This window comes from Silvibacterium dinghuense (assembly GCF_004123295.1).
Lineage (GTDB): Bacteria > Acidobacteriota > Terriglobia > Terriglobales > Acidobacteriaceae > Silvibacterium > Silvibacterium dinghuense.
Map to the genome: position 1 here is coordinate 822,237 of NZ_SDMK01000002.1, position 24,048 is coordinate 846,284.

The window sequence follows — 24,048 nt, forward strand, 5'->3', positions numbered from 1 at the left end:
TTGGGGGAGCCTTTTACTTGTCCGCAGTATTGAGTCAATTGGAGCCGGCGGTAAAGCTAGCAAGCTGTGGTTTCACAACTGCCGGGTCACCCACCACCACCAGCGTCATGCCTTCGATATGCAGATACTTTTTCGCCATCTCCTGCACCTGCCCGGGAGTCACCGCGTTGATACGGTCTACGTACCCGGTCAGGTAGGAATCCTTGAGATGATGAAAGTCTACGAAGCTGAGGTTCGAGAGAATCCCCTGCCGCGAAGAGTTTCGCAGGATGAAGACACCATCCTCGTAACGCTGAATATTCTGGAGCTCGGTGGCCGAAGGCGGTTCATCCTGCAGCCGCTTGATCTCCTTCTGGATTTCGGTGATCGCCGGACCAGTGGAAACCGTGGTGATCGCAGCCGACTCAGCCCAGATATTCGTGCCGTATCCCTGCGACAGAGAACTGTAAGGCGAATAGGTGTAGCCCTTCTGCTCGCGAATATTCGCCGTGATGCGCGAACCGAATGATCCGCCGAGCAGTGAGTTCATCACTTCCAGCTGAGTCGCGTCCGGCGAGTCGACATTCGCGACCGGGATACCGTAGATGACATTGCTTTGTGCTGCGCCCGGCTGATCGATGAAGGCAAAGTGTGCACCGCTCGCCGCCTTCTGATCGGGCCACGCAACGGCCGGACCACGCTCCCACCCCTTGAAAGCCTTCTCGATCGCAGCGCGCACGGCCTTCTCATCGAAATGCCCCACCACGTAGATCGTAGTGCGCTGCGCGCCGAAGTTAGCCTTATAGAAACCGTGCACGTCGTCGAGCGTGTAGCTCTTCAACATCGCCTCGCTCGCTACAAGGCGTCCGTAGGCCTGGTCGCCGTACATGATCTCGGCAAACTTCTGGCGACCGAGGAAGCCGGGATTCGCCAGCGCCGTCGCACGCTGACGCAGCGCATCGGTACGGTGACGCTCGAAATCTTTCTCTGGGAAGGCCGGATGCTCGAGCACATCGCCGAGCAGTCCGATGGCCTCTGCCGCGTTATTGCTGAGCACATCCATCGCGAAAGAAGATTGATAAGCGCCGCCGCTGGCCGAGAGCGTCGAACCCATGTCGCCGGCGCGCTGCGCGATCTGCTCGCCGGTAAGGCTGGTCGTGCCCTCGGACATCAGCTCCGCCGTAAGCACCGAAAGATTGGTGTGCTGCGGGTCCTCGTTCACTTTGCCGGCCGCTACATCAACATCGATATAGACCTTCGGCACCGTGCCGTATTCGAGCAGGTTTACCGTAAACCCGTTGGGCAACGTGTAGCGCGTGCGCGGCGCGAGGTGAAAGGGGCGTGCCGGTGCGGGTGCGGGCGGCTGCTCTTTGATGTGCGCAGGAGCAGCTTCCTGAGCGATAGCCGAAGGCAGCACCGGAGCAGCGAAAAGGGCGAGCGAAAGCGGAAGAGTCAGAGCGCGGACGTGCATCAGTTGCCTCCCTTGGCGCCGGCGGGCGCTGCGGCTTGCTTCGCAACGGTGATCTCGAGAACCGTACGGTTCTGTGGACGAAGATACTTTGCGGCTGTCGCCTGCAGATCGGCCGGCGTCAGCTTGTCGAAGTTCGCAACCAGCGTATTGATCTTGCCTGGATCGTCGTCAAAGAGCGCGAAGCTCGCAAACAGGTCTACCTTGCCAAGGCCAAGATTGCCTTCGTCGTCATAGAGCGAGGAAACCAGCTTGGTCTGAGCGCGGCGCAGCGTCGTCTCGTCCACCGGCTTGTCGATGACGCCCTGCACCACCTTGTCGACCGCGCCCATGATCTGCTCTGTCGATACGTTATCGTCGTGGATCAGGCTCGCCGTGAAGAGCATCGGCCCGCGATAGTCGTACATGTTGCCGAGCTCATTGATGCCGCCATCCACCGAAGCGGCATAGCCGTCTTTTTTCACCAGTTCCTGCACCAGCAGGCTGTCATCGCCCTGCAGAAGAATCTGGTTGAGCAGACCCATCGCGTACCAGTCTTTGCTGAGGCGCGGAGGCATGTGATAGGCAAAGGCCAGCGCCGGCTTCTTCGCCAGCTTGTCTTCTTTGCTGGCGTGCTTCTCCGCTGTCTGCTCCGGCTCCGTCAGGTCCGGCAGCGGTGGAACATTGGCTGACGGAATGGAGGCGAAATACTTCTCGATCCAGCTCTTTGCCTGCGCGGTCTCGAAGTCGCCGACCACCACCAGCACCGCATTGTTCGGCGCGTAGTAGGTCTTGAAGAAATTTTTCACATCTTCGAGCGTTGCCGCCTGGATATCCGCCAGATCACCATAGAAGTTATGGGCGTTATACCAGTTGGTATTCGCATACTGCGGCATGTCGAGCCATGGGAAACCGCCGTAGGGCTGGTTGATCACATTAACCTTGACCTCGTTCGTCACCACCCCCTTCTGATTGGTCAGGTTGGCCTCGGTGATGTCGAGGCCGCGCATGCGATCGGCCTCCGCCCACAGCACCGTCTCGAGCGTGTTCGAAGGCAGCACCTCGAAGTAGTTGGTGAAGTCAAAGCGCGTCGAGCCGTTGAGGATGCCGCCGTTTTTCTGGATGAGCTGAATGAACTGCATCTTGCCCAGGTTCTGCGAGCCCTGGAACATCATGTGCTCGAAGAGATGAGCGAACCCGGTCCGGTCCTTCGGTTCAATGCGGAAGCCGATCTGGTAGTAGACACCGACGGCAACGGTAGGCGCCGTGGAGTCCTGCGAGAGAACGACCTTCAACCCATTGGGCAACTTGTAATAGGTGTAAGGCACCTTCTCTCCGGCGGTCTGAGCGCCGGCGGTTACAGCAGCCATACCGAGGGCGACGGCCGCGGTCCAGCGTTTCCAAAGCCTCATCGTGCGTGCTCCATTCCGTGTAAGTTACTGCGGGTGTACGACAGTGTATAAGCTGCTACGTTGCCTGCGATCCCCCTGTTCCCGTGTCTGCAGGATTTCGGTCGCGAAGCCTGCACCGGGGAGTGTAGAGTAAATGGGCAGCTATATCGATTTATCAGCCTGGAGTAATGGCGTGTTTCTTGGTCTGGATATTGGAACGGGTGGCACCCGCGCGGTGCTGGTGGATGAACGTGGACGGGTTGTGGCATCAGCCTCGGAAGAGCATGTCCCTTTTGCCAGTCCCCAGCCCGGCTGGGCCGAGCAGGATCCCGAAGACTGGTGGCGGGCGGCCCAGAAGGCGATCCGCGAGGTGATTGCCGCTGTACCCGGCGCCAAGATCGAAGCCGTCGGCCTTACCGGCCAGATGCATGGCGCGGTCCTGCTCGACGAAAATGGCAAAGTCCTCCGCCCATCCCTGATCTGGTGCGATCAGCGCACCGATGCGCAGTGCGACTGGCTGCATCGCGAGATCGGACGCGAGCGCCTCATCGAGCTCACCGCCAACCCGGCACTGCCCAACTTTACGCTCACCAAACTTCTCTGGGTGAAGGAACACGAGCCGGAGATCTTCGCGAAGACCCGGCACATCCTCTGCCCCAAGGATTACGTCCGCCTCCGTCTCACCGGAACCTACGCCATCGATGTGCAGGAAGCCTCGGGCACGCTGCTGCTGGACGTCGCCAACCGTCGCTGGTCCTCGGAAGTCGCGCGCATTGCCGGCATCCCCGAGTCCTGGCTGCCGGAGCTCTTCGAATCGCCCGAAATCTGCGCTCGCATCTCGCCTGAAGCCGCATCCATCACCGGCCTCACCGCAGGAACGCCTGTCGCTGCCGGAGCCGGCGATCAGGGCGCCGGAGCAGTGGGCATGGGCATCCTCCAGCCAGGCTCGGTCTCGGCCACCATCGGCACCTCGGGCGTGGTCTTCGCCGCGACAGCGGCACCGACCAAAGATCCGCTGGGCCGCATGCACACCTTCTGCCATGCCGTTCCGGGACGCTGGCACGTCATGGGAGTCACACAAGCCGCAGGGCTCTCGCTGCGCTGGCTGCGGGAGACGATCGCGGCCGGCGAGTCTTACGACCAGCTCACCGCGGAAGCGGCAAAGATTGCAGCCGGCAGCGATGGTCTGCTCTGGACGCCTTATCTGCTCGGCGAACGTACGCCGCACCTCGACTCGCAGGCTCGCGCGGCCTTTGTCGGACTCACCGCTGGACACACGCGTAGCCATCTCGTGCGCGCCGTACTCGAAGGCGTAGCCTATTCGCTGAAGGATACCTTCACCCTCTTTGCCGAGCTCGGCATTCCAGTCAAGGGTGTGCGCCTTGGCGGCGGCGGAGCCCGCAGTCCGCTCTGGCGCTCGATCCAGGCCTCGGTCTACGGCTACCCGGTCGACGTACTCACTGCAGAAGAAGGTGGAGCCTTCGGAGCGGCCCTGCTGGCCGGCGTGGGCGCTGGCGCGTGGCGGGACACCGACGCGGCCTGCGCGGCAGCGATCGAAGTGGCAGAGCAGATTTCGCCTGACGCCGCAGCATCTGAGCGGTATGCTGAAGGCTATCAAGGCTTCCGGCAGGTGTATCCGGCGCTTCGCAACATTCGGGGATAAGAGCCTCCGGTGTGCGGCCGGTACGCAGGCCGCACACCGTTCCGAGGCGAGTCACTTTCGTGTTGAGCGAATTAGGCAAATTCGCTTCCCTGCTGCTCAGCCTCCTCTCACTGGAGTCGCTGCTGGGGAGCGCCTTTCTCGTGCCTGGAATGGGATGGGAAGACCGGCTGCTTCGCTCGCTGGGACGGATCGTTCTGGCAGGATGCGTCTGTTTTGCCAGCGGACTTCTTTTCGAACAACGGCCACCGGGGCATGGCCCCGGTGCAGGGATTCTGCGCACTCTGCCAGTCCGGCTCTATCTCTGGTCTCTTGCCGGAATGGCAATCCTGTTCGTCCTGAGCTGGTATCTTGTGACCTATTATTTGCCCACGATATGGAAAAATCAGCCATACTAATTCGCTCACTTCTGCCCAATGCAGCACCGCACCACGCTGCGTCATCGTAGAAACGTTCGATCCACAAAAGGAGGCTCTGCCTACATAGAGAAGATGGCGACTTCAAATTGGATTTTTCTGCAGAACCGCTTCATCGACACAAGCAGGGGCAGGGATGGAAGCAAAACAGCTGACGCTCATGCGTGATTTAGTCCGGCTTGCTTTTCTGCTGATCCTGGCAGATCTCGCTGCTTCCCTGGTGAACCTGGCGAGCTGGCATGCAGGCGGCGTCACCGTTCTCTGGCCGACCAATGCCCTGTTGGCAGCATATCTGCTGAGCTCGCCCCGGGGATGGAAGCACGCATCGGCCTGTCTCGCACTGGGCTTCAGCATCGACCTCGCAGAGAATCTGGTGCTCGGCTGGCACCTGGAATCATCGTTTTATCTTGCCTGCTGCAATCTCATGGAAGTCGTCGTGGCATGGCTGCTGATCCGCCGGGTCACGGGTTCGCGGCCGGATCTCACCAACCTGCGGCATCTGTTGGCCATGCTCCTCTATGGGGTGGGATTGGCCTCCGCCGCAACCGCCATAGCAGCATCCTTCCTCACCAGCCCCCCATCGAGCACCCTCGCGACGCTGGTCACCGTGCGCAACTGGTATATGCCGGACATGCTGGGCATGGCGACGGTGCTGCCGCTTTATCTAAGCTACCGGCTGCGCACCGGCCTGCGACTCTGGTCCTGGACAGAAGCAGCCGGCCTGTTCTCACTGGTCATCGCGGCCACCCTCTTCGTCTTCGGGCAGAACCGGTATCCGCTGCTTTTCCTGCTGACGCCGGTACTGCTGTTCGTCGGAGTACGCATGGGACTGGCCGGATCGGCGATGGCCCTGCTGCTGATTGCCGTCATTGGAGGCATCCTCACCTCGCGCGGTCACGGGCCAACCATGCTGATCCATGGCGCCACCATCGCGCAGCGGGACATGGCGCTGCAAGCCTTCATTGCGCTCACCATGCTGACCCTCTATATCCTCGATGTCGTGGTGGTCAGCAGGCTGCGCCTGCAACAGAATCTCGATGTCAACGAGACCCGGTTCCGCATGCTGGCCGAATCCTCGCGCGACATCATCGTGCTCACCGATCTCGCAGGGAATCGGCAGTATGTCTCGCCCGCAGCGCTCGAAGTTCTCGGCTGGTCGCCCGAAGAGCTCATCGGCGGCTCTTACCAGGAACTGGTGCACACCGAAGACATAGAACTGTTCCAAAGGATGCTCGAGGATTGCCGGGAAGGTCGTCCCATGCCGCCTACGACCTATCGCCAGCGTGCGAAAAACGGAAGCTATCGCTGGCTGGAATCGAACCCGCGCCTGCTGCTCGATCCGGCAACCGGAGAAGCCACCGGCTATGTAGCCGTCGTGCGCGACATCACCGACCGCAAAAAAGTGGAAGAAGAACTGGCGCGAGCCTTTTCCCTGGTGGAGACACTGGCCAGCGTGGACGGCCTGACAGGATTGGCCAATCGGCGGCGTTTCGATGAAGTTCTGGAACAGGAGTGGCTGCGCACCGTACGGGAAGGCGGCCAGCTCTCGCTGCTCATGCTCGATGTCGATCACTTCAAGCATTACAACGATCTATACGGTCACCTCTCCGGCGATGAATGTCTGCGGCAGGTCGCCGAGGCCATCCAGGAGACCCTGAATCGTGCGACCGATCTTGCCGCACGCTACGGCGGCGAGGAGTTCGCGGTGATTCTTCCCAACACCGGCCACACCGGAGCGCTAATGGTCTGCAATGAGATTCTCAAAGCAGTCCGCCTGCGCGGTGTCGCACACAGCGCCAATCCTCCGGGAGTCGTCACGGTAAGCGCCGGCTGTGCCTCTATGAGCGCCACCGTTCATGGCAGCTGGCTCGCGCTGCTCCGGGCTGCCGACGCAGCTCTCTATCAGGCTAAGGCGCAAGGGCGCGATCAACTCCAGATCGCGGGAGACCTCGAAACCGCCTGAATGAAACAACCCGCATGGAGAACATCCATGCGGGCTATCTCATCCTGATTGCGGAACTCTTACTGCACGCTCTGCACCAGCTGCGTCAGCGGCTCCAGCACAGTAAAGCGCACCTTGCCGATCGGCTCCTTCGCGCTCTTCAACAGAGCCAGCGACTGATCCTTCCATCCCGCCGGTGCAGCCTGCTTCGCATCCAGATACTTCAGCGCATCCAATCCAAGCTGCCCCAGTTGGCCGAACTGCTCAGCCTTGGGCGCGGCCTCCTGCAACAGAGGCGCCTTCATCAGCGGAGCCAGCTGTGGCGCAGTGGTTACCCACTGCTGGAACCACGCTTCAAGCTGCGCATGCGCAGGTGAATCGGCCGAAGGGTGCTTCAGATACTCAGCAACAGCCGCTTCCACCTCGAATCGCGAGGGTGGATCGGGGCGCACCGCATCGATGAGGTGATCCATCGGGGTGAGCTGCGAGGTATGCTGCAGCTGATAGCGTTCATCGAATCCGACAGGCTGAAGCACGCTGGCGAAGATGCGCAACGGCGCCACCTGATCGGGAGTGGCAATCTCCGGAGCGGCGAGTTTGCGGAGCGCCATGTCTTCGGCAGAAAGATGCTGCAGGCCAAAGTCTTCCAGACGCACCGATTCCACCCAGAGGCGGCGATACATATCACTCACATCGCTCACCGACTGCGGCGACCATAGCCGCTCCGCAACTACCGCAGTCCGCGGCCAGATGCGTGAATCGACGCTGCGCGGCGAGAGATGCTCGCTCCACATGCAGGCTTCGCCGCCGAAAATGCGCGCTGCCTGCTCGGCGGTCAGATCGCTGCCAGCGGGAATGGGATCGACTGCATAGTGCTGCTCGGCAGAATCGATGTGATCAAGATAGTAGCCGGCCGAGAGGATACCGCCGTAGCCTGCCTTCGCCGAAGCGGCCAGCGAATCGAAACCGCGCCACGACTGGATCACAGCATCCTTATCAAGGCCCGGTGCAAAAATCTCATCCCAGCCGATCATCTTCTTGTGGTTCTTCTTCAGAATCGGTAACAGTTTCTGGTTGAAATAGGTCTGCAGCGCCGCGGTGTCCTTCAGATCATGCGCCTTCATAAAGGCCTGAATGCGCGGATTGTTCTTCCACTGCACGCCGTTGTTCTCGTCGCCGCCGACATGGAAGTACGGATCGGGAAAGAGCGCAGTCATCTCGCTGATGAACTTATCAAGGAACTGGTATGTACTTTCGCGCGTGGGATCGAGCACCGGATCGAAGACCCCATATTCGCGGCTGATGGCATACGGCCCCTGGTGATTTCCCTTGCCATCCGTGCCCACGCCGCTCGCGAGATCGGGATAACCGACCAGCCACGAAAGCGCGTGTCCAGGAATGTCGAACTCCGGCACCACACGGATGCCGCGATCCCGCGCATAAGCAATCACCGAGCGCACCTGGTCCTGCGTGTAGTAATCACCGTCTGAACCCAGCTCCTGCAGCTTGGGAAAGACCTTGCTCTCAATGCGGAAGCCCTGGTCGTCGCTGAGATGCCAGTGGAAGACATTCATCTTCACCGCAGCCATGCCGTCAAGCGTGCGATAGATCACATCGATCGGAATCCAGTGACGGCTGGAGTCAATCATGAGACCACGCCAGCGAAAGCGCGGCGCATCCTGGATCGAAACCGCAGGCATCACCCATCCGTCGCCTGCCGCCTGAACAAGCTGGTAGACGGTGGCAAGACCATGAATCGCGCCCACCACGGTCGCGGCATGCAGATGCGCACCGTCCCCTGTCACTTCCAGCGAATAGGATTCGTCTTCATCATCCGACTGAATGGCTTCGCCTGCACCATCCACGCTTACGGTCAGCGTTGCCGAACATGCACCCGGAGCAGTAGCGATCTGCAAACCGGTCTCGCTCTTGAGCCGGACAAGCAGGCGGCTGACGGCGCGATCGAGACGGCCATCGTGAAATTTATCTTCGCAGGCCGTGAACTGCGTGCCGAGCGCGAGATTGCCGCTGCCCTCCGAGATGTGTGCGGGCTGAGGCATCAGCGTATTGACGAACGGCACCGGCTGAGCCTGCAGTGGGGTAAAACTCATGGCAAGTCCGATCAGAATACCGGCAGAACAAAAACGATCCAAAACGCGCACACTACCTCCGCACAGATGTTGGTGAATGGGGTTATTTTCGGCACGGACAGTATACCTGTCTAGACCTCGCAGGCTCTTTCGCAGCCAAAATCCTCCCTAAAGAGCACAGGCACATCGAATTCGATGTGCCTGTGCTCTTCCCTACTCTGCCTTCTTCTCGTTATTACTGCGATCGTCATCGGGCAGAACATGATCGGGATCGATAAGCACCGAGGCGATTTTTTTGCCGTTATCCGGCGCCCACACCAATGTACCCTTCGAGAGCCAGGTCTCGACCGGCAGCTGGTGGCGTTCGCTTGTGCCGTCGGCGAACTTCACCTCGAAGGTCGCCGGAAGAACAAGCTGTCCACGATTGCTGATGGTGACCTTGTTATCCGCCACGCTGTCTACCGCAAGATCGAACTTCCAGTTGTTCATGTACCAGCCACGCCAGAAGTACGACAGGTCTTCCCCGCCCTCGCTTTGCATCTCGCGGAAGAAATCCGATGGAGAGGGGTGCTTGAATGCCCAGTCGCGAATGTACTTGCGGAAGGCCCAGTCGAAGCGCTCGGGACCGAGGATCTGTTCGCGCAGCAGCACCATGCCGTACGCGCCTTTGAAGTAGCTCACCGGATGGCCAAGCATCATTGGATAGCTGTCGGCCGTGGCCATCACCGTCGGCGCATCGGGGTTGTCGAGCACCTTCAGGATCATGTCTGGCGGCTCGCCGCCGGCCGAGTATTCGGAGTCACGCTTCGGCCCATACTTACCGCCGGCAAAGGTCGCAGACTCGTCGATATCGATGAAGGTATTGAAGCCTTCATCCATGAAGGCATGGCGACGCTCGTTCGAGCCCACGATCATCGGGAACCAGTCATGGCCGATCTCATGCGCCGTCACCCAGAAGAGAAACGCACCGCTGTCCGGAATGCCGTCGAAGACGATGCCCGGATACTCCATGCCCGTCGAGAAGCCCGCCACATTAATCGCCGCCGGCCACGGGTAGGGATACCACTGCTTCGAGAAGTGCTCGACCGTGTCCTTCACATATTCTGTCGAATGCGCCCACGCATCCTCGCCTTTGCTGTTCGGACCCACACTCTCCGGCGGATAGAAGCTCATCGCAAGCGATGACTTGCCATCCGGAAGATTGATCCGTGCAGCATCCCACACGAAGACCGGCGAAGCCGACCATGCCACATCGCGCGTGTGTTCCATGCGGAAGTGCCAGGTCAAATCGCCTGACTGCTTCGGACGGCTCGCGGGCGAAGTGACTTCCGAAGCACCGCGAATCACGACGGTCTTGTCGCTCTTGCGCGCCTCGTCGAGCCGCGCCATCTCCTGGGCCGTGAGCACGTCCTTCGGGTTCATCAGCTCACCCGATCCCGCAACAATCATGTTTGCAGGCACGGACACGTAGTAGTCGATGTTGCCGTACTCGAGATAGAACTCGCTGCCGATATAAGGCAGCGTGTCCCAGCCGCGAAGATCATCGTACACGCACATGCGGGGAAACCACTGCGCCATGTCGTAGATATCGCCCTTCGGCAAATTGCCAGGCTTGTCGTCCACCGAACCCGTCGTTGTAGCCCATGAAGTGCGTCCACCCCACACACCAGGAATCTGATAGTGATAATCGATGCGGATACGAATCTGCGCGCCGTGTCCACGCAGCGGCTCAGGCAGACGCACCTGCATGCGCGTGTCGGAGACAACATAATCCACCTTCTCCGCTTTGCCCTGCGTCTCCACGGTGACCGAGTCGAGCACATACCCGTCGGTTGAAGGCTGCGGACCATCCTCAGGCGTCGTCGCACGACGCCGCATCCGCATGCTGCCACTCATTTCATGTGCGCGCGAATCCTTCCGGTAGATGTTCTGGTCCAGCTGAATCCACAGGCTCGGCAGCGTATCCGGCGAGTTGTTGGTGTAGGTAATGACTTCATGCGTGTGCAGCACCTTCGCCGCCGTATCCAGCTGCGCGTGCAGTTCGTAGTCGGCCTCATTTTGCCAGTACGCGGGCCCGGGTGCGCCATTGCTCGAGCGATAGACATTCACCGGATCGGGCAATGCGAGCGGCGCAAAGGTAAGACGCGGATCATATGGATTCGCATTCTGCGCAAAGGCTGGAGCAACAAGACTACACGCAGCAACGAAGAAGAGCGGAAGCGAGCGGCGGTGCGGCATAGAGCAGGACTCTCTTTCTACAGAAATGAAATTCGATCAATAGAAGGAATGAAATAAAAACAGTTTCAAGAATGAGATAAGAACAATTGCAGGAGGAGAAGATTCCGGCAACTATCCTCCATACTTCTTTCACTACTTATTCCCCGTACTTCTTCAACCACTTCAACTCATCGCGAACCTTGATGTACCCATGCCATGGATTCCTATCCAGCGGATGCCCTTCCCCCGGAAAGACCAGTAGCGTGTGCGGTACATTCAGCCGCTCGAGAGCGCGCTCAAGCACCACCTGCTCAAAGTAGCTCACGCGAATATCGGCATTGCCGCCGACGATGTGCGTAGGCGTCGTGACTTTGTTCATCTGAAAGAGAGCCGCTTCCGACTGGTAAAGCTCCGGCTTCTCCCACGGCGCGCCGGAGAGATACCACGCATCGTCATAGGTCAGATCGTCGTTACCCCAATTCGCGGCATGCTCCACGGCACCTGCTCCGGTAACCGCAGCCTTGAAGCGTGTGGTCTGCGTGATCAGCCAGTTGGTCATGTAGCCACCGTAGCTATAGCCACCGATGGTCAGGTGATCGGGATCGGCGATGCCGTCCTTCACCAGCGCGTCCACGCCGGACAAAATATCCTGTCCCGGAGCCGAGACAAGATGCGGCTGAATCGCCAGCATGAAGGCATCCCCGTATCCGGTCGATCCGCGATAATTCGGGCGAAATACGAGCCAGCCATTTGCAGCCGCAAGCGTTGCCCAGTCGTACCAGTCCGCGCCGAAGCGATCGCCGTCCGCATCCTCAGGGCCCCCATGGATCAACGTCAGCATTGGCAGATGCTTCGCATCCGTCTTTCCTGGCGGATAAATCAGCACGCCTTCCACACTGGTGCCATCCGGAGACTTCCACCGATAAGGCTTCCAGCTCGCCTGAGCGCGCTGCTTGAAAACCGGATTGAACTCCGTCACGGCCTTCGCATCGTTCAACGCCGACGGTTGCGAAGCGACAAAGACCTGTGTGGGATCGTTGATGGCGGAATGGGTATAGAGAACGGCGGAACTGTTTCGCGCCGCCTCTAAATGCGCATCATTGCCCGGCTGCGAAGCAAGCAGAGTGAATTTGTCACCGTCGATGCGATAAATCTTCTGGTCCATTCCGGTTAGCCCGGTCGCCAGCACCTCATCCTTCGCCGTCAGCGTGAAGTCATCCCACGATCCCTGAAAATCAGTGCCCTGGCGCGTAATCTTCGTGGAAGCGGGATCGATGGAGTAGATTCTTCCCTGCACATCCTGATACGCGCCCTCCATCGAACCACCGCCTGCACGCACGGTGAAGTAGAGCTTGTTGCCGGCATGATTCCATTGCAGGTGGCCTTCGAGTCCCTGGTTATGCGTCAACTGGCGAAGGTCGCCGCCATGAGCAGGCACCATGTAGATCTCATAGTCTGCGGGGTTCTCCTCCCGGTGCGAGATCGGTCCCGACTCCACGGCGATCACATCACCCTTGGGCGAAGGCGCGATCTCATCGATCTCCAGCGAGCTGTGGCCAATGGTCACGGCATCCGCCGGCAAAGCAGGCTTATCGGCTGGCGCATCGTCCTTCGCATGTGCCTCAGGAGTAGCCTGGCTATGCCGGCGCGCCGCATCCACAGAGATCGAAAGCAGCAGGTCGCCGCGCTCCTGTTCGCGCCAGCGGATCACATCCTTCCATTCCGACTTATTGGCTTCTTCCTGATTTTTCGAGAGCGGCTCGGTGGACGAGAATAGAAGGCTCGTGCCATCCGCCGACCACGCAAGGGCATGAGCATCCAGCTTATCGGTGTAGAGCGGAAAGGCCTCGCCGCCATTGAGCGGCAGGATCCACACGCGGCTCGGCTCATCATCCTTGCCGGCATTGTCTTCTTCTGCTGCAGCCACCGGCCGATCCGAGAGGAATGCAATGTACCGGCCATCGGGCGACCAGAGCGGCGAAGAATCATGGCCGGAATGCGTGAGCGAAATCAGCTTACCGCTCGCTTTCGACCACAGCCAGAGATCCTCGCGGAAGCGATTGTGCTGCCAGTCCGGCGCACCGGTAGCAACCACTGCGGCGCTGCCATCGGGTGCGATGCGGGCATCGCGAATCTCGGCGGCATTCATGAACTCGTCCAGCGAAATCGGCGCCTGGGCACGAGCGGCAAGCGGCAGAAACACCAGGGGCAGCAGAGGCAGCGCGTGAAAACTCTTCATGGCGGAATGGAAACACTATAAATGCAGAGCACGGCGCAGGCGGATTGTTTGTTAGAGTGGCAAGCAACCGATCCGGTTCAAGCAGGAAGCAGGAGACAACAGGCGAATGGTACGAGGGAAACGGTTTTTTCTGGCGCGGGCGCTGCCCGCTGTAGCGCTGTGCACGTGGCTGGCGGGCAGCGCATCGATGCAGGCGCAGGCTCCGACCCCGCTCGATGCGGGCACGCGCAAGCTCGCGCATGACATCTTCCAGCAATTGATCGAGATCAACACGACAGACTCGGTGGGCAACGTAACCACCGCCTCGAAGGCCATGCAACAGCGCCTGCTCGACGCGGGCTTTTCAAAAGACGACATGTTCCTCGGCGGCCCGAACGAGCGCAAAGAAAACCTCGTAGTGCGCTATCACGGCAGCGGCAAGAAGAAGCCGATTCTCTTCATCGGGCACCTCGACGTGGTCGAAGCCAAGCGCAGCGACTGGACTACCGATCCTTTCCAGTTTGTCGAAAAGGACGGCTTCTATTACGGACGCGGCACGCAGGATATGAAGGAGAGCGACGCTATCCTGGTAACGACCTTCATCCGTCTGAAGCAGGCGGGCTATGTGCCGGACCGCGACCTCATCCTGGCCCTGACCGCCGATGAAGAAGGCGGCAAGTCAAACGGCGTTGATTGGCTGGTGAAGCATCATCGCGACCTCATCGATGCTGAGTATGTACTCAACCCGGATGGCGGTGGCACGGATCTCGACCACGGCAAGCCGGTCTCGGTCGATATCGACGCGACCGAAAAGCTCTACGGCGACTATCAGCTGAGCGTGACCAATCCCGGGGGCCACAGCTCCCTGCCTGTGCCCGACAATGCGATCTACCACCTTGCCGGAGCCCTCACCAACCTGCAGCATTATCAGTTTCCGTTCGAGCTCAATGCCGTCACGCGCGCTTATTTTCAAAAGCTGAGTACGCTCGAGCAAGGTCAGAAGGCCGCCGACCTCAAGGCCATGCTTGCCACTCCACCCGATACCGCGGCCATCGATCGCCTCTCCGCACAAAGCCCGGAGTGGAACTCGATGATGCACACCACCTGCGTCGCTACACGCCTCGAAGCGGGCCATGCCAACAATGCACTGCCGCAACTGGCGCAGGCGAACGTCAACTGCCGCATCCTGCCCGGCTACACACTCGAAGACATCCGCCAGCAGCTCATCCACATCTTCAACGATCCAAAAGTGACGGTGCGCTATGTGGACGACGCTGGGAATGTCTACGAGCACGCTCCAGACCGGAAGCAGCTGCCGCCTGCGGCGATCCATCCTGAAGTGATGTCTGCCATGGAGAAGCTGTCCGCCTCATTCTGGCCCGGAGCACCGGTCATTCCCACGATGGCGACCGGCGCCTCCGACGGCGTCTACACCATGGCTGCCGGATTACCGACCTATGCCGTCTCCGGCATCGCTCTCGAAACGAACGATGTCCGCGCACACGGGCAGGATGAGCGCCTGCCAGTCGAAGCCTACTATCGGGGCGTCGATTTTTACTATCAGCTGGTCAAGATGCTGACCAGCGGAGAATAACTATCCGTTACAGTGACAGATACAGAAGGCCGCCCTCAGGCGGCCTTTTCTGCTACGCACGCCTCAGCTCTTCTTCAGAACCATGTGCGTGGCATTTTCTCCAGGAAATGCCTCCACTTGCCCGAATCCCAGCTGCGGCAGGTTCAGTCCCCCAAAGAGATGCTCTCCTTCGCCTAAAAGAACGGGCGAGAGCACCAGGTGCATCTCGTCGATCGCGCCCATTCGCAGATACCCGCGAATGGTGGAAACACCCCCACCAATGCGCACATCCTTTCCGTTGGCGGCCTCTCTTGCCTGCTCAAGCGCAGACTGCAGGCCGTCTGTAACGAAATAGAAAGTTGTGCCACCGTTCATCACCAGCGGGGCACGGGCATAATGCGTCAAAACGAAGACCGGCGTGTGATAGGGCGGCGTATCTCCCCACCAGCCCTTCCAGGACTCATCTCCCCATGTGCCGCGGATCGGGCCAAACATGTTGCGGCCGAGAATCCATGCCCCAACGTTCTCAAAAGCGCGGGATGCAAAGTCATTGTCGACTCCGGCCGCTCCTCCACTCTGACCATGCATGGCCTGAAAAACCTTTGTCTCAAAGAACCAGCGCATGATCTCGAGCCCCCGCACTCCGATGGGATTCTCCAGATCCTGATGCAGTCCGGCTCCGTAGCCGTCAAGCGAAAGAGAAAATCCCGCGACTCTGACTTTTCCCATGCTGCCTCCGCTGGCCATTTTATGCTGATGCAGAAGGCAAACAGTGAATCGCGACGACGCTACTTCCCTGTGTAGTTCTTGAAAAGCTCGGGAAACTGTTCCTTGAGCGCTTCAATCCTGGGGCGATCGCAGACCTGGATATAGGGATTGTCCGGATTGTGCAGCGCGTAGTCCTGGTGATAAGCCTCAGCCGTGTAAAAGGCCTTGAGCGGAACCACCTGCGTCACAATCGGCTTTGGAAAGACATGCTGTGCGTCGAGCTGCGCGATGTAGGCATCGGCAAGGTGGTGCTGCTGCTCATCCGCATAGAAGATCACCGAACGGTAGGAAGTGCCGATATCCGGCCCCTGGCGATTCAGCTGTGTCGGATCATGCGCGACCGAGAAAAAAATACGTAACAGTTGCCCGTACGTTATCTTTGCCGGGTCGTAGATGACCTTCACCGACTCCGCGTGGCCGGTCGTCTCCGAGGAGACTTGATCGTAAGTCGCCGTTGCAGCCGAACCTCCGGAGTAGCCGACGGTGGTATCGAGCACTCCCTTCACCCGCTCAAAGACTGACTGCGTACCCCAGAAACATCCCCCAGCGAAAACCGCAGTCGCGCGACCGGAGTGAGCTGCGAGGCTCGCATCGGCCTGGAGAGGAGGAATCGGAGGATGGGTGGCAGCACCGGCGCATCCAGCGAAAAGAAGCGCGGCGAACAGCGGCAGAATTCGAATCGATCTCATCAGCAAAGAGCCCTCTGAGCGATAGGACGCACAATCCCGGCGGCGGTTACAGACTGCCCATGGCACGGTGAACCGCTGCGAACTACTTGGTATTGCGCCACTTCCAGGCGACAAAGGCGAAGTAGGCCAACTGCACGGCCCAGGTGACGATATATGCAGCCACCAGATGGCGGTGAAAGAGTGCGTTCATATCGTTCATGCGGCCTCCAGAGCTGCCACCGCGGCAGATTCCGCTCCACGCTGGGCGCGAATTTCAGCGGCGTATCGCAGGCTGACGATCAGGCATCCCCACATGATCCATCCGGCCATGTTCCAGAAGAGCGCGGGAAGCATGCTCGGGTCCAAACCCGTATTCGGCCCACCAAAAAAGACAGGCGCCGGATGCTGAGTACGGAACCAGCGGGTGGTCATGTAGACGATCGGAATATCCGCATACCCGAAGATCGCCAATACCGCGGCGAGGGTGCGCATTTCAGGGCCGGAAGCAAAGCGCCGGAGCAGCAGGTAGGCGATGTAAATCAGCCAAAGAATGAGAGTTGTGGTCAGGCGCGCGTCCCAGGTCCACCAGATGCCCCAGGCCGCCTTGCCCCAGATCGATCCGGTAGCCATGCCGATCAGGCAATACACCACGCCCATCTCGGCTGAAGACACCGCCAGCGCATCCGCGCGCAAGGCAAGACTGCGGTTACTTTGCCGCACCACGAGATACACGATTGAGCACAAAAGATTGATGGCAAAGAAGATCGCCATACCGCACCAGGTGGGCACGTGATAGTAGAGGATGCGCGAAAGATCGCCCTGATCGCGATCCGCGGGAACTACATACATCGCTACCCGGAAGCCATTAGCCAGCACGGCCATCGTGACCACGGCCCACACCCAGCGAAACCACTTCATCATCCGTCCTCGAGTGCTTACTTTACAGAGTTTACCGGAACGGCTCAGCGCGCTTGCGCTTTTATGAAAAACCTGAATTTAGCCCTTTTCAACTCTTCGACGGAAGGAGTAGAAGATTCGGCCATGGCATGGATGACCCTTATTATTGGCGGCATTATCCTGCTGGCCGGACTCGTCGGTCAGTACGTCTTTCTGCGGCACAGAGATCCCCGGCACCCTCACGATCGTCAGGCGCGGAGGCTGGTGGTCACCATCGGCTCAGCGGTTGTCGGCCTGTGGCTGGTTGCCTTCTCTGCAGTTCAATTACTTCACCTGCATCACACGGGCCACTGGTAAACAGCAAACCGCGGCAAGCCGTTGCGCTGAAAGAGCTGAGAAGATCAACGAGAGCGTTCTACGCGGGGATTGCCGCGGGTTTGCTTTAAAACATCAAGCAGGAAGAACTTAATCCTCAGCCTGGAGGATGGTTTCAAACAGCATCACACTGAGCAGCGTGAAGATCATGTCGTAACCGACAAGAATTTTGATCCAGAGTGATGGGTCTGTTTCTCCGCTCAGGATCGCGCTGATCGCCTGCACCATGGCCAGCAACGCCGGCAGGAAGATCGGAAAGAGGATCAGCGGCAGCAGAAGTTCCCGATTGCGCGCTCGAATCGAGAGCGCAGCAAAGAATGTGCCGTTCACCAGGATGGCCCAGGTGCCAAGCGGCACCGCGAGCAGCAGCAGCCACGTCTGCCCCAGCGCATGCAGGTTGTAGAAAATCACGAACAGCGGCGCCAGCACTGCTTCCACCACTGAGACAAACAGAAAGTTCGCGATGACCTTGCCCAGAAAGAGCGACCCGGCAGGCGCCGGTGCCATGCGGTGCGCTTCGAGCACGTTGTGCCGCAGCTCCCGCGCCCAGGTCTGATTCAACGCGCTCACCGCCGCAAACAGAATCGCCACGCAGAGCACGGGCGAGGCAATCTGCCGCGCGAAGGAACGCGTCGGATCGAAGGCCAGCGAGAAGATGACCACCACCAACAGTGCGAAAAACAGCATGGAGTTAATCGCATCGCGCGACCGCCACTCCAGGCGCAGGTCCTTGCGCAGGTGGATGAGGAACCAGGGCTGCTTCACGCCCAGCTTCCTCCTGCAGGCTGCGGGTCTTTGGTGATGCCTGCGATCTCGGCTCCGAGAGCACGCGCATTCGCAGCACGCAGGTAGTCTTCCGGCGAAAGAAGCATCTGCAGTCCGCGTGTACCGGCTGAAACCGAGATGACGTCGAAGAGCTCCAGCGTCTCGTCGACATACGCCGCATAATCCTTGCGCGCGCCGAAAATCGTGACGCCGCCGCGAATGTAGCCAGTGAGTGGTTCGACCTCTTTCAACCCCACCATCTCGGCCTTGCGCGCCCCCGCGGCACGGGCCAGCTTCTTGAAATCCAGCTCCTCATTGCCGGGAACGACGGCAAAGACATGCTCGCGCTCACCGGTCATGCATAGCAGGGTCTTGAACACCTGCTCCGGCGGCAAACCAATCTTCTCCGCAACCACAATGGCCGAAAACTCCTCCGGCGCGACCTGGTATTCGCGGAGCTCGTAAGGAATCTTCAAGGAGTCGAGAAAGCGCGCAGCATTCGTTTTCATATCTATATATGAGCTTCAGTGTTTCTCGTGTGCAGGCGCCCGTTCGCCGCTCCGGCAAGCAGCGATGCCACGCGGCCAGCCTGTAGTGTAAGCAGAAAATCAGCCACCGGCTCAGCCAGCTCACGCTGGTGCGTCGTCAGCAGGATCGTCTTGCCCGCGGCACGCAGCCCCGCGACGAGAGCCAGCATCTGGCGGGCACTGGCCGCATCCATATTCGAAAAGGGTTCGTCGAGCAGAAGCAGCTCGGGTTTGGACAAGAGCACACGGGCCAGCGACGCACGCTGCCGCATGCCCTGCGAGAACTGGCCGACCGCACGTGGAAGCGCCGGATCAAGTCCGACGGCGCGCAGAGCCTCCTCAGGAGCGAGGCAGGCCTGCTCGCGATACAGGCTGGCAAAGTATTGCATGTTTTCAAGCGCAGTGAGTTCTTCGTAGAGCATCGGCGCATGGCTCATGTAGCCAATGGAGTGACGGGCCGCGGCCGGCGGCTGCACAGCCGCATCGCGCACAATATGGACCGAGCCATAGGTAGGCCGCAGCAGCCCCGCAACCATGCGCAGGAGCGTCGACTTCCCTGCTCCGTTTTCTCCGAGAAGCACATAGCAGCAGCCAGCCTCGAAGCGCAGCGAGACCTTGCGCAGCGCGGCAAAGCTGCCGTAGACCTTGGAAACCTCTTGCAACTCAACCGCGCAGGACATGCTCTTCGGAGTATACCGAGCATGTCCTGCGCATATCCGTCAGTGCAGGGCTAACTGGCTCTATATCCCCACTTCCGGCGGCACATAGCCGAAGAGCCGCAGGCGCTCGCGTTCCCGGCCAATCGACCGCGCTCTCACGCCGATCAGGTTTCGAAGCGATAACTCCCCGCATACCAGTCCGGTCGCGCGATCCACCACCGCAAGTGTCTCCAACCCTTCGGTCGCCATGATCTCCGCAGCGCCTCGCGTCGTGGAATCCTCATACGTAAACGCAGTCAGGGTCGAAGCAGGAACAGGAGCCTCCGAATCACGAGGCGACATCACCTCGCGCACCAGCACCAGTTCCAGCGGATCAACACCGTATTCGCGGCTCAGATGCGTGCCCCGGCGGCCAAGCTTCTCAGTGAGAATCGACCGCGGCATGATGAGCGCCGTCACCAGGTACGACGCAATGCAGGCCACCGCCAGCGGCAGCAGCGCGGGCAGGCAGTGCGTCACTTCCAGGCTGAAGAGAATCGCAGTAAGAGGAACGCCCAGTGCACCCGCCAGCATCGCTCCCATGCCGATCAACGCCCAGAATGCCTGCGTCTCAACCGGTGCATGAGCCAGATGTCCAACCAGTGCCCCGACGGCGCCGCCAATCATGAGCAGCGGCGCGAGCACGCCGCCGGAGGTTCCCGAGCCCAGAGAAACAGCCCACATCAGCGACTTCGCCAGCAGGATACCGACAATCAGCCCGATGGTCGCATTTCCATGCAGCAGCTCTGCAATGTTGTCGTAGCCGACGCCAAGGCCGCGCGGGAAGAAGAGTCCGCCGATGCCGATGCCGATGCCGCCGACCGCCGGCCACCACATCCAGTGAAGATGCAGGTGCTCGAAGAGGTCTTCGATGGCATACATCATGCGGCTCATCACCGCGGCAACAAGTCCCACCACCGCGCCAAGAAAGAGTGCCCCGACGACAAAGGAAGCGTGCGGTGTGCCGATCCCAACGGGCATCCCAAAGAGCGGCCCTGAACCAAGCCAGTAAGTGCGAAGCAGCGCGGCGGTCACGCTGGCCATCGCCACAGGAACCAGGCTTCTCGGCCTCCACTCGAAGAGCAGCAGCTCCACGGCCAGCAGAATCGCCGCAACCGGCGTGGCAAAGACCGCCGACATGCCCGCCGCTGCTCCGGCAACCAGCAGCGTGGTCCTTTCCGCGTCGGTTACATGCATCCACTGGCCGATCAGCGACCCGGCAGCGCCGCCCGTCATAATGATGGGACCTTCCGCGCCGAAGGGTCCGCCCGAACCGATGGCCACGGCCGCAGAAACAGGCTTCAGCAGCGCGATCTTCGGAGCAACCTTGGCGCGATTCAGCAGGATCGCCTCAATGGCCTCCGGAATGCCGTGTCCGCGGATCTTGTCCGAGCCGAACCGCGCCATCAGGCCGACAATCAGTCCTCCGATCACCGGAACAACCACCATCCAGTACCCCAGCGGGCTGCCTGCCGGAGACACCGGAGCGATGCTGAAGCGGTGGTAATAGAACAGGTTGGTCGAGAATGCGATACAGCGCAGCAGGAAGACGGCCAACAGGGTTGCGATGGCGCCAATGCCAACAGCCACGCCGGAAAGTAACCAGACCCGTTTGTTGACCGTGAAGTCCCTGAGTATGGATGGTTCTGCTTGCAAGTGTTCCTCTTTTATCTGCGAAATATTTACCGCAAGTCTTATCTGCGGGATACCGGCCCGCAAACCGTTTACGGTTAGGCGTTGCGAATGCGCGTGAGCGCCTGGATCAGGTCCGGCGCCAGCTCGCGGAGCTGCTGTGCATGCACATCGGAGAGCTGACGCAGAGCGCGTTGCCCCTGCGCTGTCAGTTCCAGCAGCACGCAGCGGCGATCGGCCGCATCATGCGTTCTGCGCACCAGGCCAGCTGCTTCGCACCGCTTGCTCAGCTCCACTACGCTGTGGTGCCGAAGCCCCATCATTTCTGCGATATGGCCGACTGTCACCATGGTGCCGTCCGGCGCTCCGGCAATCTGCAGGAGCATCTGGTGTTGCTGTGGCTGCAGGCCGGCGGCGGTGGCAGCCTGTTCGCTGAACTGCAGAAACCGCCGGATTTCGCGGCGGAATTTCGCCAGAAGCTGAATTTCGTCATGTTCAAGCGCAGTCGTCATCTTCACTATAAATATCGTATCACGATATTTATAGTGAAACGAAACTGAGTGCCCCGCCCAAGCAGAGCTTGGACGGGACACCCATGGTTTCGAAAGGGAAAGAATGCTCTAACGCGCAGCCGGTAGAACCACGGCAGCAGTACTCGCCGGAGCAGCGGCAGCACCCGGCTTGGAACCCGGAGCGGGAGCATATTTTGAAGCGCACTTGGCCTGCAGCTGCGTGGCGTGGAAGACGCCATCGCGGCCATAAGTACCGATCGCCAGCGCCTGCGAGTCGTCTTTGAAGGTATCCGGTGGCGGCTCATCGCCTTCGTAGGAGACACGGAGCTGGTTGGCATTCTCCACCAGAACAAAATCGGCATTGGCGCCGTTGTGCACGATCGAGCCGGGTAGAACATTGCCTGCCACGCGCAGGTTCCGCGTATAGGCCTTGCCGCCCATGGCGTGCAGTTCCTGGATGGTGACGTAATAGCTCTTGGTCGCGTTGGCGCCGGTGACGGCGAGCCACGCGACGACGCCGAGAATGACGACGACGGCGGCGCCAATCTTGATTTGGGGTTTGGTCAGGGCCATCTGCTGGTAGCGCTCCTCAAACTCTCCCAGTGTACCGCTGCTTTACCGGCGCTTCCGGCAATTTATAATCTCGGGAAGCATTGCACGAAGTCATGGTGCCGGCAGACGCGCCAAACTCGAGCCGAAAATAAACGGCTATCCGAGCGCACCAGCCATCTTAAATACGTACAAGTCTTCCGCAGCGCGTCCGGCAAGCGATGACCCAACGATCGAGTTCTCAGAGGTGATAATGACGACCAACGGCCATACCAAGAACGACACCCTCGAAATCCTCAAGCCACGCGCCGAATGGATCGTAAAACGCAAGGAAGAAGCCGCGCGCACCGGCGACACCAACATGTCACAGATGCACTTTGCCCGCCTCGGCAAGATCACCGAGGAGATGGACTACGTCGCCAAGCGCGAGAACCTGCCCGCCGAGCTGATCCGCTCGGAGATCGCCAAGGGCACACTCATCATCCCGGCGAACATCAACCATCCCGAGCTCGAACCCATGGGCATCGGCGTGGCCACCAAGTGCAAGGTCAACGCCAATATCGGCAACTCGGCCATCACCTCGAACATCGATGAAGAGCTGCGCAAGCTGCACACCGCCGTCCAGTTCGGCGCGGACACGGTCATGGACCTCTCGACCGGCGGCAGCATTCCCGAGATTCGCGACGCCATCCTGCGCCACTCGCCCGTGCCGATAGGAACGGTCCCGCTCTACGAGGCGCTCGGCCGCGTGAAGAAGGTCGAAGACCTCAACATCGACCTTTACCTTGAGGTCATCGAGGAGCAGGCGCAGCAGGGTGTGGACTACTTCACCATCCACGCCGGTGTGCTCATCCAGTACGTACCGATGGTGGCCCGGCGCATCACCGGCATCGTCAGCCGCGGCGGCGCCATCATGGCGCAGTGGATGACCGCGCACCACAAGCAGAACTTCCTCTACGAGAACTTCGACCGCATCACGAAGATCATGGCCAAGTACGACGTCAGCTACTCGCTCGGCGACGGCCTGCGCCCTGGCTCGGTGGCGGATGCCAGCGACGAAGCCCAGTTTGCCGAGCTGAAGACCCTCGGCGAGCTGACCCGCCAGGCCTGGAAGGACGACGTCCAGGTGATGATCGAAGGCCCCGGCCACGTGCCCATGGACAAGATCAAGGAGCAGGTCGACAAGGAAGTGGAGCTCTGCGACGGCGCTCCGTTCTACGTACTCGGCCCGCTCGTCACCGACATCGCTCCCGGCTACGACCACATCACCTCGGCCATCGGTGCAGCCATGATCGGCTGGCACGGCGCGGCCATGCTCTGCTACGTCACGCCCAAGGAGCACCTGGGCCTGCCCAACGAGAAGGACGTGAAGGACGGCATGATCGCCTACAAGATCGCCGCCCACGCTGCCGACATCGCCCGCCACCGCCCCGGGGCACAGGACCGCGACGACGCCATCAGCTATGCCCGCTACACCTTCGACTGGGAGAAGCAGTTCGCCCTCTCGCTCGATCCGGAGACGGCGCGCTCGATGCACGACGAGACCCTGCCCGACGACTACTACAAGGAAACCGCCTTCTGCTCCATGTGCGGACCGAAGTTCTGCTCCATGAACTGGTCGGCCAAGGTCGACGAGTTCAACAAGAGCGTGCACGGCCTGGAGAAGAAGGACCTCAGCCAGCTTGTGGTTCTGCAGGCGCAGCAGTTGGCGGCAAAGAACTAAT

General features: G+C 60.1%; 19 protein-coding genes. 5 read left to right on the top strand and 14 right to left on the bottom strand.

What is annotated here, in order from left to right; genetic code table 11:
• Positions 1–34: 34 nt before the first annotated feature.
• Both ESZ00_RS12630 and ESZ00_RS12635 read right to left on the bottom strand, forming a co-directional pair.
• Positions 35–1,450 carry a M16 family metallopeptidase gene (locus ESZ00_RS12630; RefSeq protein WP_129208614.1) on the bottom strand — a complete coding sequence of 472 codons (1,416 nt, stop codon included), beginning with the start codon at positions 1,448–1,450 and terminating at the stop codon, positions 35–37.
• Positions 1,450–2,838: a M16 family metallopeptidase gene (locus ESZ00_RS12635; RefSeq protein WP_129208615.1), complete on the bottom strand. Its 1,389-nt coding sequence runs from the start codon at positions 2,836–2,838 to the stop codon at positions 1,450–1,452. Before ESZ00_RS12635 ends, ESZ00_RS12630 begins: the two co-directional genes overlap by 1 nt.
• Positions 2,839–3,010: 172 nt before the next feature.
• On the opposite strand from ESZ00_RS12635, the gene xylB reads away from it, so the two are divergent.
• Both xylB and ESZ00_RS12645 read left to right on the top strand, forming a co-directional pair.
• Positions 3,011–4,480, top strand: a complete 1,470-nt coding sequence (xylB, locus tag ESZ00_RS12640) for a xylulokinase (RefSeq protein ID WP_129208616.1) — start codon at positions 3,011–3,013, stop codon at positions 4,478–4,480.
• Positions 4,481–5,029: 549 nt separating this feature from the next.
• A complete protein-coding gene (locus ESZ00_RS12645) occupies positions 5,030–6,856 on the top strand; it encodes a sensor domain-containing diguanylate cyclase (protein ID WP_129208617.1) in 1,827 nt (608 codons plus the stop codon).
• Between the two features lie 59 nt (positions 6,857–6,915).
• Here the strand turns inward: ESZ00_RS12645 and ESZ00_RS12650 are convergent, their stop codons facing one another.
• From ESZ00_RS12650 to ESZ00_RS12660, 3 genes are all read right to left on the bottom strand, one after another.
• On the bottom strand, positions 6,916–8,946 hold the full coding sequence (locus ESZ00_RS12650) for a beta-N-acetylhexosaminidase (RefSeq protein ID WP_129208618.1): 2,031 nt from the start codon (positions 8,944–8,946) through the stop codon (positions 6,916–6,918).
• Positions 8,947–9,138: 192 nt separating this feature from the next.
• Complete coding sequence (locus ESZ00_RS12655) at positions 9,139–11,163, bottom strand: M1 family metallopeptidase (protein ID WP_129208619.1); 2,025 nt, start codon at positions 11,161–11,163, stop codon at positions 9,139–9,141.
• A 136-nt stretch (positions 11,164–11,299) separates the two neighbouring features.
• Positions 11,300–13,381: a S9 family peptidase gene (locus ESZ00_RS12660; protein WP_129208620.1), complete on the bottom strand. Its 2,082-nt coding sequence runs from the start codon at positions 13,379–13,381 to the stop codon at positions 11,300–11,302.
• A 106-nt stretch (positions 13,382–13,487) separates the two neighbouring features.
• Here ESZ00_RS12660 and ESZ00_RS12665 point away from each other — a divergent pair, with 106 nt between their 5' ends.
• Positions 13,488–14,954, top strand: a complete 1,467-nt coding sequence (locus ESZ00_RS12665) for a M20/M25/M40 family metallo-hydrolase (RefSeq protein WP_129208621.1) — start codon at positions 13,488–13,490, stop codon at positions 14,952–14,954.
• A 63-nt stretch (positions 14,955–15,017) separates the two neighbouring features.
• Here ESZ00_RS12665 and ESZ00_RS12670 read toward each other — a convergent pair whose 3' ends face one another.
• The 3 genes from ESZ00_RS12670 to ccsA all read right to left on the bottom strand — a co-directional run bounded on the left by ESZ00_RS12670 (position 15,018) and on the right by ccsA (position 17,365).
• Entirely contained in the window at positions 15,018–15,662 is a 645-nt protein-coding gene (locus ESZ00_RS12670; protein WP_129208622.1) for a dihydrofolate reductase family protein, read from the bottom strand.
• 59 nt (positions 15,663–15,721) lie between these two features.
• Positions 15,722–16,390 carry a peptide-methionine (S)-S-oxide reductase MsrA gene (msrA, locus tag ESZ00_RS12675; protein ID WP_129208623.1) on the bottom strand — a complete coding sequence of 223 codons (669 nt, stop codon included), beginning with the start codon at positions 16,388–16,390 and terminating at the stop codon, positions 15,722–15,724.
• A 195-nt stretch (positions 16,391–16,585) separates the two neighbouring features.
• Positions 16,586–17,365, bottom strand: a complete 780-nt coding sequence (gene ccsA / locus ESZ00_RS12680; protein ID WP_308419076.1) for a cytochrome c biogenesis protein CcsA — start codon at positions 17,363–17,365, stop codon at positions 16,586–16,588.
• A 45-nt stretch (positions 17,366–17,410) separates the two neighbouring features.
• On the opposite strand from ccsA, the gene ESZ00_RS12685 reads away from it, so the two are divergent.
• Positions 17,411–17,623: a hypothetical protein gene (locus ESZ00_RS12685; RefSeq protein WP_129208625.1), complete on the top strand. Its 213-nt coding sequence runs from the start codon at positions 17,411–17,413 to the stop codon at positions 17,621–17,623.
• 108 nt (positions 17,624–17,731) lie between these two features.
• Here ESZ00_RS12685 and ESZ00_RS12690 read toward each other — a convergent pair whose 3' ends face one another.
• The 6 genes from ESZ00_RS12690 to ESZ00_RS12715 all read right to left on the bottom strand — a co-directional run bounded on the left by ESZ00_RS12690 (position 17,732) and on the right by ESZ00_RS12715 (position 22,348).
• A complete protein-coding gene (locus ESZ00_RS12690; protein WP_129208626.1) occupies positions 17,732–18,406 on the bottom strand; it encodes a heme exporter protein CcmB in 675 nt (224 codons plus the stop codon).
• Complete coding sequence (gene ybaK, locus ESZ00_RS12695; protein WP_129208627.1) at positions 18,403–18,915, bottom strand: Cys-tRNA(Pro) deacylase; 513 nt, start codon at positions 18,913–18,915, stop codon at positions 18,403–18,405. Before ybaK ends, ESZ00_RS12690 begins: the two co-directional genes overlap by 4 nt.
• Before the next feature lie 2 nt (positions 18,916–18,917).
• A complete protein-coding gene (ccmA, locus tag ESZ00_RS12700) occupies positions 18,918–19,613 on the bottom strand; it encodes a heme ABC exporter ATP-binding protein CcmA (protein WP_129208628.1) in 696 nt (231 codons plus the stop codon).
• 60 nt (positions 19,614–19,673) lie between these two features.
• Entirely contained in the window at positions 19,674–21,221 is a 1,548-nt protein-coding gene (locus ESZ00_RS12705; RefSeq protein ID WP_229741237.1) for a chloride channel protein, read from the bottom strand.
• 140 nt (positions 21,222–21,361) lie between these two features.
• The gene (locus ESZ00_RS12710; RefSeq protein WP_129208630.1) at positions 21,362–21,775 is read right to left on the bottom strand and encodes a MarR family winged helix-turn-helix transcriptional regulator; all 414 of its coding nucleotides are present in this window, start codon (positions 21,773–21,775) and stop codon (positions 21,362–21,364) included.
• 108 nt (positions 21,776–21,883) lie between these two features.
• Positions 21,884–22,348: a cytochrome c maturation protein CcmE gene (locus ESZ00_RS12715; protein WP_129208631.1), complete on the bottom strand. Its 465-nt coding sequence runs from the start codon at positions 22,346–22,348 to the stop codon at positions 21,884–21,886.
• A 229-nt stretch (positions 22,349–22,577) separates the two neighbouring features.
• Here ESZ00_RS12715 and thiC point away from each other — a divergent pair, with 229 nt between their 5' ends.
• On the top strand, positions 22,578–24,047 hold the full coding sequence (gene thiC / locus ESZ00_RS12720; RefSeq protein WP_129208632.1) for a phosphomethylpyrimidine synthase ThiC: 1,470 nt from the start codon (positions 22,578–22,580) through the stop codon (positions 24,045–24,047).
• Position 24,048 lies beyond the last annotated feature (1 nt).